The following is a 14871-nucleotide window of genomic DNA, read 5'->3' as shown; positions in this document are numbered from 1 at the left end:
TAGAATAGACCAACGCAATGACATCTTAAATGTGTTTTTAGATATTACTCCTTTTAAAGGTTTTAAATATAGATTAAATACTAGTAGAAGATCTTGGAATTATAAAAGAAAATCATACAATACAACCAATTCATTAGCAGGTATTGCTAATAACGGACAAGGAAGTGGTAGCATTCAATTTCAAGATTTAGTAGAATGGCAAATTGAAAACATCATAACCTATAATTTTAACTTAAAAGAATCAAACCATTTTACTTTTACAGGAGTACAAAGTATATCGGAAACACAATCAAATAATTTTCAAAACAGTTCTGATAGAATTCCAAATGATATTCTTGGGATTAATGGTTTAGAAGGTGCCTTGTTAAATACGCCTACAATTTCAGCTTACAAAAGAGGTATTGTGTCTGCTGTAGGAAGATTTGAGTATGATTATGATAATAAATATTATTTTACAGTTGCAGGAAGAGCCGATGGATCTACTGTTTTTGGTAGAAATAACAAATGGGCCTTTTTCCCTTCTGCAAATATTGGTTGGAACATCCATAAAGAAAAATTTATGGAGAAACTAACTCAAGTAAATAATTTAAAACTAAGATTTAGTTATGGAAGCGTAGGAAATGAAGCGATTAATCCAGGACAAAGTCAAAGTACTGCAAATCAAAATAATTATGTTATTGATGGTGTACAAGTTTCTGGTTATGTTCCTGGTCCAACGCTGCCTAATCCTGATTTAAAATGGGAAACCTCAACTACTTTTAATAGTGCTGTCGATTTTGGATTTTTTAATGACAGAATTACTTCTACTGTAGAATATTACATTACGAGAACAAAAGATTTATTGGTATACGAACAATTAGATTTAACTTCTGGTTACAGTAATAGATTAAGTAATATTGGTGAAATTGAAAACAGGGGTATTGAAGTGACAGTTAACACAGATATTATAAGAAAAGATGACTTCAAACTAAGACTTGGTTTATCATTTACTAAAAACAACAACAAAATTATTAGTTTATATGGTAAAGATGCAGATGGAGATGGAATTGAAGATGATGATATCGCTAATAGATGGTTCATTGGTCAACCAATAGGTGTATATTATCAATACCAACCCATTGGCATTTTTCAAGAAGGGGAAGATATTGTAAACTCTGCACAACCACTTGCTGTTCCTGGCGATATAAAATTAAGAGACGTAAATGGTGATGGGGTTATCAATGATAAAGATCGGGTAATTACTTCACAAGCTCCAGATTGGTATGGAACCGTTTCTTTAGGTGTAGAGTATAAAGGTTTTGATATGTCGGCAGACTTTTATACTGTTCAAGGTGTGATCAAAAATAACCCATTTTTATACGGTTATACTGAAGGAGGTTCTTTAAGAGGAATAAAAAATGGTATCAAACAAAACTATTGGACACCTGAAAATCCTGGAGGGAATTTCCCAAGACCAAGAGAAGGAAACGATCCTAGCAATATTTACAACTTAGGATTACAAGATGCTTCTTATGTGAGATTACAAAATATAACAATGGGATATTCTTTCTCTAAAAGTTTGATTGAAAAAATGGGATTATCTAACTTGAGATTGTATGTAACAGGAAGTAATTTAATTACAATAACAGATTTTCAATCGTTTAGTCCTGAAAAAAATCCAAGTGAATATCCTGAACCAGTTACTGTGGTTACTGGTTTAAAACTAGGATTCTAAAAATGATATAAAATTTAAAATTTTAAAAATATGAGAAAAGTAAAATATATTTATCTAGTTGTCTTTGCATTTTTATTTATATCATGTGAATCATTTCTAGAAGAAGAAATATTAGATGAGGTTTCTGTAGACTTTATCTACAATTCACCCGAAGGTTTAGAAGTAGGTGTAAATGCTTTATATAATAGAATGCGTCAATATAACGCCCCTTCTGGCGATAATAGCAATCTGCAAGCTAATGTATTTTTCTTAGCGGCAACAGATTTAGGTTTGCATAGAACTTGGTTTACACCCTATGGAGCCAATGTGCATACTCCTGCTAGCTTTCCACGAGATAAATGGACAAATGCGTATCGAATAATCGACAGAGCCTCAGCAATAATCACTAGTGCTAGATCTGTTGATATGGATGAAAATGCAAAGAAAAAATTAGTAGCACAAGCAAGAGTTATTCGAGGGGAATTATATCTAGATTTAATCAGAATGTATGGAACCATTTTATTAGATACTATTCCAACTACACCACAAAATATTAATGACCCTGTATTTTATGAAGCCGCTTCAGAAGACGCAGTCTTTGGTGTAATTAATGCCGATTTAGATTATGCTGTAGAAAACTTAGATTGGCAAGTGCCAATAGGTCGTTATGGTCAAGGAGTGGCAAGACACTTAAGAGGTAAAGCAGCTATGTGGAGAGAAGATTGGCAAGAAGCAGCGAATCAATTTGATGCTATTGTTACCAATGAAACGCACGATTTAGTTGAACTAAGTCAGGTTTTTGGCCCTAATGTAAATCATCGTGAAGCATTATTTGTATACCAAAAAAATCAATCTTTAGGTGATGGTGATGATTTAGCTGGTGGTGGCGGATTTTGGCTAGGTAGCGTTTTTAACCAAAGACTTTACGAAAAACAATCAGGTACAGATGTTAGTGCTGGTGGAGAAGTTATTATCGATCTCAATTATGGAGGGCAATCGTTAGGTTGGTTCTTTCCTAATAATTATTTAAATTCTCTTTATGATAAAGCAAATGACAAACGTTTTACTACTTATTATTGGCCTGAAGAGTATACCTCTTACTTAGTAAACAATCCGCAACACCCAAATTTTGGTCAACCTATAACTCAACCAGAAGACAATTATAGAAGGTTCCATTGGAGCTTGAAAAAATATGCCGATTTTGAAACAAAATTACCAAATACAAATGAGAGTTATAAAAACTATATGTATTACCGCTTTGCAGAAACATTACTTTTAGCTTCAGAAGCGCATCACAATCTAGGAGAAGAGGGTATTGCTTTAGAATATCTAAACAGGGTAAGAAGAAGAGGTTATGGTTTAGATCAAAACACACCATCTCCTACTGTCGATTTTACCGTATGGACATTGGATACCTATTTAGAAGAATCGGCAAGAGAATTAGCATTTGAAAACAATCGTTGGTTCTTATTAAAACGTCTTGGTATATTAGGAGATCGAATTACCATGTATTATAGAAATGGAGACAACTCTGTTTCCGAAGCAAATGATGCATTAAATAGCACTACCCCATGGCAATCTCATTTTATTAATTGTCCTATTCCACAAAGTCAAATAGATGTAATGGGTAGCAGCGCTTCACAATTTAATATCGGTTATTAAAAATCAACATGTCAAAATTTATGTTTACAACAAATAGTAAAAATATAGTTTTAGTATTACTAACGTTCCTCTTCTTTCAGAACAATGGATTTAGTCAAAAAACCATACAAAATGTATTCAGTAGAGAACATTTAAGTTTAAACGGACCTTGGAAATATATTATTGATCCTTACCAAATGGGCTATTTAGATTACAGACAAAAACCTTTTGATGAAAGTAAATCAGGTAAAGGTGGATTTTATGACAATTTAAATCCAACTGATAAAAGACAAAGAGTTGAATATAATTTTGATTTTGAACCTTCTTTACAAGTTCCTGGCGACTGGAATTCGCAAGATGAACGCCTTTTATTTTACGAAGGAACCTTGTGGTATAAAAAGGATTTTATAATTGCTCCTAAAAGTGATAGAAACTATTTTTTATACTTCGCAGCCGTAAATTATCAAGCACATGTATATTTAAATGGAAAGAAATTAGGCACACATAAAGGTGGCTTTACTCCATTTCAATTTGACGTTACTGGAAAATTAAACAACGGAAAAAATTTTGTGGTCGTTATGGTAGATAATACACGCTACAAAGATGAAGTTCCTACAATTAATACGGATTGGTGGAATTATGGAGGAATTACTAGAGATGTGGCTTTAGTTTCTACTCCAACTTCTTATATTGAAGATTATAAAATTCAACTTGGAAAAGATAATAAAGATAGAATTCAAGGGTTTGTTCAAATAAAAGGAAATGATAAAAAAGAAAAAGTAATTATTGAAATTCCTGAACTTAAAATCAAATCGTCTTTTACAACAGATGAAAATGGTTATGTAAATATTAATATTCCCGTAAAAAAAATACAGTATTGGTCGCCAGAAAATCCCAAACTATACGAAGTAATTGTTACCTCAAATACTGATAAAATAAGTGAAAAAATTGGCTTTAGAATTATCAAAACGGTTAACAAAGATATATTCTTAAATGGCAAATCTATCTTTTTAAAAGGAATATCTATTCATGACGAAAATCCACTAGTTGGTGGAAGGTTTAGATCAGAGGGAGATATGCGAATGATGCTAAATTGGGTTAAAGAGTTAGGTTGTAATTATGTTCGTTTAGCTCATTATACACACAATGAAACCATGTTAAGACTAGCTGATGAAATCGGATTACTAGTTTGGGCAGAAGTACCTGTTTACTGGACAATTTCTTGGTCTAATCCTGAAACTTATAAAAATGCTGAAAGTCAATTATTTGTAGCTATAGAAAGAGATAAAAATAGAGCATGTGTTGCCATTTGGTCAATTGGAAATGAAACTCCTGTAAATACTGAACGTAATGTTTTTATGGGCAAATTAGTAGATAAAGTAAGAAGTTTAGATGACACAAGATTAGTTGCTGCAGCTCTTGAAATAGAAAGAGATGGATATAATGTAACCGTAGAAGATCCATTGGGAGAAAAATTAGATTTAGCTAGCTTTAATGAATATGGTGGCTGGTATTGGTCTGAACCAAAAGAATTACCAAAATATAAATTTGATATAAAATTCAATAAACCTGTTGTTATTTCAGAATTTGGTGCTGGTGCATTAGCTGGGTTTCATGGTGATAATGATACTATGTGGAGCGAAGAATTTCAAGAATTGTTTTATATCAATCAATTAGAAATGTTAGAAAAAATTGATGGGCTTAGAGGTATGACACCTTGGATTCTAGTCGATTTTAAATCTCCAAGACGTCAAAACCCAGTGTATCAAAACTTTTGGAATAGAAAAGGGCTTATTTCTGAAACTGGTAAAAAGAAAAAAGCTTTTTATGTTTTACAAAACTACTACAAGAACAAAACTTTAAAAGAGACCAATTAATTCATGATTTAAATCAAATATTAAGATGAAAAATATACAAATATTAAAAATTTTAAGTTTGGCAATTGTTTTATTTTCAGTTGCTTGCACTCATGAGGACAATCCTATTTTTGTTAACGGAGAAAACAATAACAATCCCGTAAATAATGACCCATTTTCAGCAAAAAATGTAATTTTAAATATGGAAAATGGATTTAATTTAGGAAACACTTTCGAAAACGGCAATAACACAACTACTTTAGCCAGTATACAACCCATTATTGATTTGTATAAGAGCCAAGGAATGAAAAACATCAGAATTCCAGTTACTTGGATGGATCGATTTAATGGAGATCATTTAGCAGATGATAATGGAAATATCAATGTTAATCACCCACGATTTTTAGAATTAGTAAATGTAATTGACTATGCATTAAGTCAAGATTTATATGTCATTTTAAATGCGCATCATGAAAATTGGTTAAAAGATAATTATGATGGAACAGCAATTTATGATACTAAATTTCAAACCCTTTGGACAGGTATTGCTTCATATTTTAAAGATTATTCTAAAAAATTAATTTTTGAAGTTCTCAATGAACCAGAAGGAAACTTAGGAGAATTAGATGGTTCAGGACCATTCCCAGACCCTACAGACGCTACCGCTTTAATGTATACTAGACATGTAAACGAAGTAGGCTATAATGCAATTCGTGCTACAGGAGGCAATAATACAACTCGTGTGGTTATGGTAGGCACAAATGGTCAAGGAAATGCTTTATATATAGAAGAAGTATATCCTAACAAAGTGAGTTTACCTGGCGGTGGAACCGATGATTATGTATCTATTCAGGTACATACTTACAGTCCGTGGACTTTTTGTGGAGAAACAGGAAGTAATGCAGCTTTTCCAGGAATGGCTACTTTTGAAACAGGAATTCAAAACGTAAGAATTCAATCGGTGAAATTAAATGTTCCTATTCATTATGGTGAATTTGGAGTAGGAAGAAGCGCAAATCAAGCAGAAAGAAACACCGATTTAGTAAGGAATTTTTATAGATCAATGGCAACAACTCTAGTGGGGCAATCTATGTCTTATAGCGTTTGGGATGATCGAGGTTGGTTTGGATTAGTCAACACAACAGGTTCCAGTTTTACTTACAATATCGTTCCCTACATGTTACAATAATTTTGTTAAGGTTCCTATATTTCTAAACGAGAAAATCAGTTTTGGTTTTCTCGTTTTTTTACCAAAAACACACAATCTCACCCCTTATAAAGTACAAATATTGACTAATCAAAAATAAATACACTATACTTTTATGAAATTAATAATTTAATCAGTTATAGTTATGAAAAAAATTACTTTACTAGCATTTTTATTACTTTCTGCAATTATAAAAGCCCAAACGTATGCTATCTATACAGAAGATACTTCAATAGGTGCTGGTTTAACCCATCTTAGATTTAGTAACGGACAAGCTTTTTCGCTTTCAGAACCTACAACAGCCCCTTATGAAGGCACTCAAAATTATTTATTAACGTATAATGGAAGCAGTTCCTATTTTCATGCTATTTTTTTACCAAGAAATAGCAGTAACACCAGTGATGTAACGATAGATTTATCGGCTTATTCCTATTATAATATATCTTTGAAAACGAGCTCTCCAACGCCTTTTTACTTAAGAATGAGAGGAAATGGAATTACAGCGAAGGTTCTTATTGATCCTGCCTCAAATAGTTATGGGTTTACCAATGATAATCAGTGGCATTTTATGTCTATTCCTTTTGCAGATTTCATTCCAGAATCAGCTTCATTTAGTTTGGCATTAATTACTGAAGTTTTAGTCTTAAGAAGCAATGTAACAGGAACCATTGTGGGAACTGTTAACGATTTTGAATTTGATAATGTTTACGCATCAGTAAGTGAAGTACTAAGTAATAAAACATATTCTTTACAAAACTTTACTGTGTATCCTAATCCAACCCAAGGTCAATTTAACATTACTACTAATGAAGAATTAACTGTGGTAATTTATGACATGGTGGGGAAAATTATACTGAATCAAAAAAGTATCAAAGGAACACATCATTTCGATATTTCTAACTTTTCAAATGGTTTATATTTAATTACTCTTACAAAAAACAAAGAGAAGCAAACATATAAACTACTTAAAAATTAATTTTCAATTCATTAAAAACCCCGTCCTTTTCGGAGACCAATATTACAAAGACTTAAGCCATACACTTAAGTCTTTGTTATTTATAAAATGATTTAAAAAAACAGTTTCATACGAATCTTTGTCATAAGACCATTTTTAGATTACAATCAATAGCTATCTTTGGTAACAAAAACAAAAATGTACACCGAACTTAAAAACTATATTCTTAGTAAAACCACTGTTTCAGAAAATGAATTAGAGCAAATTTGCTCCTTCTTCAAACCTCTTACAACAGTTAGAAACGAAATGCTTTGCAACATTGGTCAAGTGTGTAATCATTTTTATTTTATAAAAAAAGGGTGCCTTCGACTTTATGAAATAGACGACAAAGGCAATGAAATTACAGGTTACTTTGCATTAGAGGATAGTATTATTTCAGCCAATACTAGTTTTATACTCCAAAAACCTTCTCGCGATTGCTTGGTTTCTTTAGAACCGTCAGAATTATTAGCGATCAATCGCTCCCATTTTTATGATTTAGTAACTCATGTAAATGCGTTTGCTAACATATACCATCAATTTATTGAATTTGCTTTTATTCACTCTCAAATGCGTATTTACAGCTTTTTAGGCATGGAAGGTATCGATAAACTTAAATGGGTTATGGAACACGAGCCCAAATTACTTTCACGTATTTCTAGCAAAGCTGTAGCTTCCTATTTAGGCATGACAAATTCTACTCTTAGTAAATTAAAAACAAAACTATAAAACATGGTCATATGACAACTTTTATGAATGTGTAGCGTCCTAATTTTGTCCTGTTGTTAGCAATGAAGCTTACAACATAAATACAAAAAAATGAGTCAACAAATTAAAAAAGTATTCGTCTACACCGAGTTGCAATTTTCTATCCCTTTTGATCAAGTACCATGGAAAGAAATTAATGCTAACTTACTTACTATCGATGGTTTAATCAGAAAAACATGGTTAAGTGGTGTGGGTTCTAATTCGGTAGGTGGTTTTTATGAGTTTGAAAACTTAGACAAAGCGCAACATTTTGCATGGCATATTTTTCCATCTGAAGCAAAAAATTTTGGTGTTAGTTTTATGACTAAAATATTTAATGGTGATATTACTACAGAAGCTAGCATAGAAATGAAGTCACCACATTATTAATATTAAAATAAAATCCCGGTTTATATCGGGATTTTTTAGCTAATTTATTATGAAACACATCTTATTTATACTCACTAGCAACTCTAAAACAGGATTCGAAAATCGGGAAGCAGGCTATGAATTTTCTGAGGTTGCCGATCCTTATTTTGAATTTATCAATAAAGGTTATACTGTAGACTTTGCCAGTATTCTTGCTGGAAAACCACCTTATGTTGGCTATGATGCTACCCGAAAATCTAGTAAAAATTTTATGGAAAGTAATGGTTTTAAAAGGTTAAATTGCAGTCATCACATTGAAAATATAGATATTACAGCTTACGACGCTATTTTTTTTCCTGGCGGATTAGGTCTTATGACCGATATGTTATATCATCCCAAAATAAAAGAAGTGATAAAAAACAGTTATGAAACACATAAAATTATTGGAGCTGTTTGTCACGGCCCAAGTGCCTTATTAAATGTGACTTTATCTGATGGTAGTAACTTATTAACTGGCAAAAAAGTCAACGCTTTTACAAAAACTGAGGAAGAAATCGATAAGCATGTTTTAGGCAATGTTATTCCGTTTATGTTAGAAGACGAACTCAAAAAACAGGGTGCAATTTTTGAAAACACAACTCCTTTCAAACCTTTTGTTGTTTGTGATGGCAATTTGGTTACGGGTCAAAATCCAGCTTCTGCTTCTGGAGTAGCACGCAAAATGATTGAATTATTAAACTAATTTTACAAAAGCTTCAATAATTAACTAATGAATAACTGATATAAAAAAATCATTCCGTATTCTATTGAAGCTTTTGCGAATCTCATAAATTATAATTCCTATTCTATTACTAATTTTTGTTTTGCTACTTTATGTTTCTTACTCAAAATCAAGTATATTTGTTATACTTTATTGATGCCTCAAATATATTCATAGAGAATACCACTACAACATTCACATGTAACCAAAATGAATAGATTATGCTGTATGAAAATTTGAGTACCAAAATAATTGCTCTTAAAAATGCCGATATCGCTCTGCGAGAAAAACTAGTTCAAAATGGAAAACTTTTTGATGGCTATCATGAGAGCATGAAAGCATTACACAATAAAAACGCAAAAGCATTAGCTGTCATTATAGAAAAAATAGGATATCCTACAGTAGACAAAGTAGGTAAAGAAGCTAATGAAGCGGCTTGGTTAATTATTCAACATGCTATTGAACAACCTAAGTTTATGAAAAAGTGTGCCCAATTATTAGAAATTGCGGTAAACGAAAACAACGCAAGCCCAATCAATCTAGCTTATTTAATAGATCGAATTGCTGTTTTTGAAGACAGGCCACAACTATACGGTACGCAATTTGACTGGGATGAAAATGGAGAACTAAGTCCAAATTTATTTTATCATTGGGACAAAGTTAACGAACGTAGAATCTCTATTGGACTAAATACCTTAGAAGAGCAAACCGAAATCATACGACAAAACGCTAAAAAAGAAAACCAATTTCCTCCATTCGATTTTGAAAAAAGGAAAGAAGAAATCGACGAGTGGAAAAAACGCGTAGGTTGGAAAAAATAAACTTTCTTTTTATTTCTAATAAAAAAGGCATCATAACTGATGCCTTTCTAAGTAAGAAAAAAGTTGTTTCTTTAGAAAAACTTATTTTGTTGCTTTAATATCTACACTAATTTCAATGTCTTTGCTAATCATCCATTCTGCTGGATCCGCTTCTGTAGTACCAAATTTAATTCCCCATTCTGCACGATTAACAGTAAAATCTGCAAGAATAGTTACTGTATTTTCAACTACATCAATTTTAGCTGGGAAAGAAACGTTTAAAGTATTTCCTAATAAAGTTAAATTACCGCTTAACATTTTATTAGCTCCTGCTACTCCTTCTCCTTCAGCAACTGGAGTAGTTAATTCTTCCACTTTTGTAATTTTAAAATCAGCAGTTTTTTTATTTTCTACATCAAAGAAATCAGCACTTTTTAAGTGACCTTCTAAATCAGTAGCTTTTTTTCCTTCTTCAGTAACCGAAGCTGGATCTACAGCTAATGATTGCATATCAATAACAAAACTTCCTGCATTCACAACTTCTCCTAAAACTGAAATTTCACCAGTTTGAATACTTAATGTTCCCCAACGTGGAGCAAAACCACCTTTATGAAACGCTTTCCATTTTACTACAGAAGCTGTAGTATCTACTGCAAATACATTTTCTGTTGGTGCAGCCACTTCTTGTTCTTCTGTTGTTGTTGTTTCAGATTTCTTGTCTCCACATGATACTAAAATAAAACCTGCTGCTACTAAAGCAAATAAACCCTTTTTTGTCATAGTGTTAATATTTAATTATTTTCATTTTTGATAACTACAAATTTCGTAAATTCAAATTAAACTACAACTTAATCTAGATTAAGAAATGAATATTACTATAAGAAAAATTACAAAACAAGACGTAAAAACTTTACAAGAAATTGGAAAACTCACTTTTACAGAAACCTTTGCTTTAGAAAACAGTGAAGAAAATATGAAAAACTATTTAGATGAAAGCTTTGGTATAGAAAAAATCAAAACCGAATTAAACGACAACAACACGGCTTTTTATTTTGCAGAACTCGACAACAAAGTAATTGGTTATCTTAAACTAAACTTTGGTCCATCACAAACAGAAATAAAAGATAATAATGCCCTAGAAATTGAGCGCATTTATGTTCTCAAAGAATTTCATGGAAGAAAAGCGGGTCAAATACTTTTTGAAAAAGCTATTGAAATAGCAAAAACAAAACGTCTTGAATATATTTGGTTAGGTGTTTGGGAAAAAAATCACAGGGCGCTACAATTTTATACAAAAAATGGATTGGTTGCCTTTGACAAACATATTTTTATACTCGGTAATGACAAACAAACCGACATTTTAATGAAATTAAAAATCTCTTAAAACGCTATTTTTAAAGAATCTAAAAAGTTAAAAAAGAAAAAACAATTGTTTTTTGTTGTCGCGAATACTATATTTGTAACAACAAAAATTTAAAAAAAATGATACAATTAACTTTTGCCTCGCTACAAGTGAGAAATTTAGAAGCTTCAAAAGACTTTTACACTACAAAACTGGGCTTTGAAATAGACAACTCTAATCCTCAAGCCTGTGTTTTTAAATACAATCAAGGACAGGCTAGTTTTGCAATTAGAACACCTCTCGAACCTTTAGAAGACAAAGAATTAGGTATAGGCACTGCTCTATGGTTTGCCGTAAACGAAAATGTAGATCAACTTAGAAACAAATTGATTTCCAATGGCGTAACCACAGTAATGCCAATTATTGAAACCCCTTTTGGGAGAGCCTTTCATTTAAAAGATATTGATGGTTACAAACTCACCTTTTTAGAAACCAAATAAACTTCCTTATGAAAAATAAAACAGGAGATACAGGAGCAACTGAATTTAAAAATCTAATGACTAAATTTGGTTTACCCAATTCAATTATTGTAATTTTGAGTAAATTTAGCCAAGCTATTGCTAATGGTAAATCTGATCAGCAATTAAATGATTTGGAAACTATTCTAAGAAGAAAAACGACACCTTTGTTTCATTATTTAAAGGCTACATATCAATAATGACGACAAACAAAGCCACAAAATATTGGATAAGTGTAGCTTCAAAAGACCATGTAAAGACTGGTATAAAAGCAGGTATAGCACAAGCTTGCCATGGAAAAGCCGCACCACTAAAAAGAATGAAAAAAGGTGATTTTATAATTTATTATTCAGGAAAACAAAGCTTTGGGAAACCTGAAAAATGTCAAGAATTTACAGCTATAGGCAAAGTAATAGACAATGAAGTATACTCATTTCAGACAACAACAGATTTTTGTCCATCCAGACGCAATATTGCTTTTTTAGAATCTAAAGATATTTCTATATTACCTTTAATAGATGAACTAAATTTCATACAAAATAAAAAGAGTTGGGGTTATCCTTTTCGTTTTGGTTTTTTTGAAATCAACCAACACGATTTTGATTTAATTTCTTCTCAAATGCTTTAAGAAATATGACAAATAAAATAGAATTTCAGTTTAAAAGTCCAAATGAAAGCACAGGTTATCTTTTAGGACAAGTAACTATGTTATGGCAACGAAAACACAAAAAAGTTTTGGATCCATTGAATTTAACTCAAACACAATTTGTTCTTTTAGCTTCATTAGGCTGGCTTTCCAAAGAAAATGAGAATGTTACTCAAATCGACATTGCGAATCAAGGTAATCTAGATAGAATGATGGTTTCAAAAGTATTACGAACACTAGAATCAAAAAAGTTTATTAATAGACAAGAACACCCTACCGATACGAGAGCTAAAGTAATTAATTTAACAGATAAGGGTGCAATTGTTTTACAAAAAGCCTTAACAGCTGTCGAAAATGCTGACATTGAATTTTTTTCTGTTTTAGGAAATCAATTACCTACTTTCAATCAAAGTATGATCAATTTAAACCAACAAAACAAAGAAGGATAAAAAAGAAGCTTATATTAACTTCCAAAAAGAGAATCTGTTTCTAGACTCTCTTTTTTTATTTCAAAAAACCTATAAAACAATAACTTACACGTGCCTTTATTAAAATAAAGCTAAAAAAATTTGCGCAATCAAATAACTGCACATATATTTGCAGTCAAATAACTGCGTAATGAAATTAAGAAGAGACGTATTTCAAGCTATAGCAGACCCTACAAGAAGAGCTATAATTACTTTACTCACTGTAAATGCAATGACACCTTCTGCAATTGCAGAAAATTTTGATTCCTCTAGACAAACTATTTCAAAACACATACAAATACTTACTGAATGTGAAATAGTAGCACAAGAGCAAAAGGGAAGAGAAATCTATTATCGATTAAATCCAGAAGGCATGAAAGAAATTGCCGAATTTATTGAACCTTTTCGAAAATTCTGGGATGATCGTTTTAATAAATTAGAAACCATAATGAAACAACAACAAACAAAAAATGAATAATATGGAACACAAAACAAAAGTTAAAGCGATAGATGAAAATCCAGAAATACAAATTACTAGAATCTTTGACTTACCTGTAGAACTTGCTTTTAAAGCCTATTCTGATGCAGAAATGGTCGCCTTATGGATGGAAAATAAAGTCATAAAACTGGAAAGCAGAAAACATGGCAGTTATCATTTTGAAAAAAAAGATCCTCAAGGAAATATTATTTTTAATGCGCAAGGGGTAATACATGATTTTGTTGAAAATAAAAAAATCATTAGAACCTTTGAAATGGATCATGTCCCTTTTGGCATACAACTAGAATTTCTTCAATTTGAAGCTATTGATGCGCATACTTCAAAATTAGAAATTAGGACTCTTTTTGAAACTGTAGCACAAAGAAATCAACTCTTAAAAATGCCATTTGCTCAAGGACTGAACTTTGCTCACAATAGATTGGAAACGATAGCAAAAAAATTATAACCATTATGAAAACAAATAAAATCATTTATTGGATTGCCACATGCTTACTTTCCTTAGGAATGCTCCAAAGTGGCATTTTTGCTCTTATAAAATCAAAAGAATGGATTACCTTAGTTACTGGATTAGGTTATCCCGACTATTTTTTAACCTTACTAGGCATATGGAAAATAAGTGGTGTAATTGCTATTCTTATTCCAAAAGTTCCTGTATTGAAAGAATGGGCGTATGCAGGTTTATTTTTTACCATGACAGCTGCCCTATTTTCACATATTGCAATGCATGACATTTCTTTTAAAGCAATTGCTGGACCTTCTTTTCAAATCTTATTCATTCTCTTGTCATGGTATTTTAGACCCGCAGACAGAAAAATTATTTTAAACTCAAATCAATAAATAGTATGAAACACCTCATCGATTTTAATAATGTATCTGAAAAAGGTTTAGCATCTTCTCCTGTAGTAAAAGCCTTAGCTGGATTGCGTGCCAATGAAGCAAGATATTTCAAAAACAAATACCATCTCGATTTTACAGTTACTCCTGCTTCAGAAAGTAACGACATTATAACGTGGGTACACCCTATTCTAAAAGAAGAACGCGATATTGTAATTACCAGTAAACCATTGGAAACAGCTCGCTTTCTAATAGAAAACATGAAATGGGTTTTTATTTTTTACGAAAGTGGTTTAGCTATTAATATTCCCTATACTCTTGAAGACAAAAGTAAAAGAGCAGTAGGCTTTAAATTGTCTGAAGGTATGGAAATTCCAGAAGAATTGGCTACCAAATTTAAATTTGCCAGACAAAAATCGAAACTAGCTGGTATTATTCGCGGTTCCTATTTTGTAATTAAAGGCGACTATTAAAAACTAGCTTAAATTCCACAATAAA

19 protein-coding genes are annotated in these 14871 nt (G+C 31.6%); 18 read left to right on the top strand and 1 reads right to left on the bottom strand.

What is annotated here, in order from left to right:
- The 9 genes from CX675_RS20180 to CX675_RS14820 all read left to right on the top strand — a co-directional run.
- Positions 1-1714: SusC/RagA family TonB-linked outer membrane protein (locus CX675_RS20180; RefSeq protein WP_240723656.1), on the top strand; the 1714-nt coding region annotated here is incomplete at its 5' end.
- A 30-nt stretch (positions 1715-1744) separates the two neighbouring features.
- Positions 1745-3355 carry a RagB/SusD family nutrient uptake outer membrane protein gene (locus CX675_RS14855; RefSeq protein WP_130736037.1) on the top strand — a complete coding sequence of 537 codons (1611 nt, stop codon included), beginning with the start codon at positions 1745-1747 and terminating at the stop codon, positions 3353-3355.
- An 8-nt stretch (positions 3356-3363) separates the two neighbouring features.
- A complete protein-coding gene (locus tag CX675_RS14850) occupies positions 3364-5211 on the top strand; it encodes a glycoside hydrolase family 2 protein (RefSeq protein ID WP_240723655.1) in 1848 nt (615 codons plus the stop codon).
- Positions 5212-5236: 25 nt separating this feature from the next.
- Entirely contained in the window at positions 5237-6379 is a 1143-nt protein-coding gene (locus tag CX675_RS14845) for a glycoside hydrolase family 5 protein (RefSeq protein ID WP_130736036.1), read from the top strand.
- Positions 6380-6542: 163 nt separating this feature from the next.
- On the top strand, positions 6543-7373 hold the full coding sequence (locus CX675_RS14840) for a T9SS type A sorting domain-containing protein (protein WP_130736035.1): 831 nt from the start codon (positions 6543-6545) through the stop codon (positions 7371-7373).
- A 177-nt stretch (positions 7374-7550) separates the two neighbouring features.
- Positions 7551-8120 carry a Crp/Fnr family transcriptional regulator gene (locus tag CX675_RS14835; protein WP_130736034.1) on the top strand — a complete coding sequence of 190 codons (570 nt, stop codon included), beginning with the start codon at positions 7551-7553 and terminating at the stop codon, positions 8118-8120.
- Between the two features lie 90 nt (positions 8121-8210).
- A complete protein-coding gene (locus CX675_RS14830) occupies positions 8211-8528 on the top strand; it encodes a hypothetical protein (protein ID WP_205728639.1) in 318 nt (105 codons plus the stop codon).
- 49 nt (positions 8529-8577) lie between these two features.
- Entirely contained in the window at positions 8578-9249 is a 672-nt protein-coding gene (locus CX675_RS14825; RefSeq protein WP_130736033.1) for a type 1 glutamine amidotransferase domain-containing protein, read from the top strand.
- A gap of 239 nt (positions 9250-9488) precedes the next feature.
- A complete protein-coding gene (locus CX675_RS14820; protein ID WP_130736032.1) occupies positions 9489-10088 on the top strand; it encodes a DUF6624 domain-containing protein in 600 nt (199 codons plus the stop codon).
- A gap of 81 nt (positions 10089-10169) precedes the next feature.
- Here CX675_RS14820 and CX675_RS14815 read toward each other — a convergent pair whose 3' ends face one another.
- Positions 10170-10847, bottom strand: coding sequence for a YceI family protein (locus CX675_RS14815; RefSeq protein WP_130736031.1), 678 nt, complete (start codon positions 10845-10847; stop codon positions 10170-10172).
- An 85-nt stretch (positions 10848-10932) separates the two neighbouring features.
- On the opposite strand from CX675_RS14815, the gene CX675_RS14810 reads away from it, so the two are divergent.
- The 9 genes from CX675_RS14810 (at position 10933) to CX675_RS14770 (ending at position 14846) form a co-directional block, all read left to right on the top strand.
- Positions 10933-11451, top strand: a complete 519-nt coding sequence (locus CX675_RS14810) for a GNAT family N-acetyltransferase (RefSeq protein WP_130736030.1) — start codon at positions 10933-10935, stop codon at positions 11449-11451.
- Positions 11452-11549: 98 nt separating this feature from the next.
- Positions 11550-11909, top strand: a complete 360-nt coding sequence (locus tag CX675_RS14805; RefSeq protein ID WP_130736029.1) for a VOC family protein — start codon at positions 11550-11552, stop codon at positions 11907-11909.
- A gap of 8 nt (positions 11910-11917) precedes the next feature.
- A complete protein-coding gene (locus tag CX675_RS14800) occupies positions 11918-12127 on the top strand; it encodes a hypothetical protein (protein WP_130736028.1) in 210 nt (69 codons plus the stop codon).
- A complete protein-coding gene (locus tag CX675_RS14795) occupies positions 12127-12555 on the top strand; it encodes an EVE domain-containing protein (protein WP_130736027.1) in 429 nt (142 codons plus the stop codon). Before CX675_RS14800 ends, CX675_RS14795 begins: the two co-directional genes overlap by 1 nt.
- Before the next feature lie 5 nt (positions 12556-12560).
- Positions 12561-13022, top strand: a complete 462-nt coding sequence (locus CX675_RS14790; RefSeq protein WP_130736026.1) for a MarR family winged helix-turn-helix transcriptional regulator — start codon at positions 12561-12563, stop codon at positions 13020-13022.
- A gap of 169 nt (positions 13023-13191) precedes the next feature.
- Positions 13192-13518, top strand: coding sequence for a helix-turn-helix transcriptional regulator (locus CX675_RS14785; protein WP_130736025.1), 327 nt, complete (start codon positions 13192-13194; stop codon positions 13516-13518).
- A gap of 1 nt (position 13519) precedes the next feature.
- Positions 13520-13984 carry an SRPBCC domain-containing protein gene (locus CX675_RS14780; protein ID WP_130736024.1) on the top strand — a complete coding sequence of 155 codons (465 nt, stop codon included), beginning with the start codon at positions 13520-13522 and terminating at the stop codon, positions 13982-13984.
- Between the two features lie 5 nt (positions 13985-13989).
- Positions 13990-14376, top strand: coding sequence for a DoxX family protein (locus tag CX675_RS14775; RefSeq protein ID WP_370277795.1), 387 nt, complete (start codon positions 13990-13992; stop codon positions 14374-14376).
- 5 nt (positions 14377-14381) lie between these two features.
- Positions 14382-14846 (top strand): phage tail protein, encoded by a 465-nt coding sequence (locus tag CX675_RS14770; protein ID WP_130736022.1) that lies wholly within the window; start codon positions 14382-14384, stop codon positions 14844-14846.
- Positions 14847-14871 lie beyond the last annotated feature (25 nt).

This window comes from Flavobacterium sp. J27, from assembly GCF_004303025.1.
Classification (GTDB): Bacteria; Bacteroidota; Bacteroidia; order Flavobacteriales; family Flavobacteriaceae; genus Flavobacterium.
Note: the sequence above shows the minus strand (reverse complement) of the source record. Positions and strands in the feature narration are given on the sequence as shown.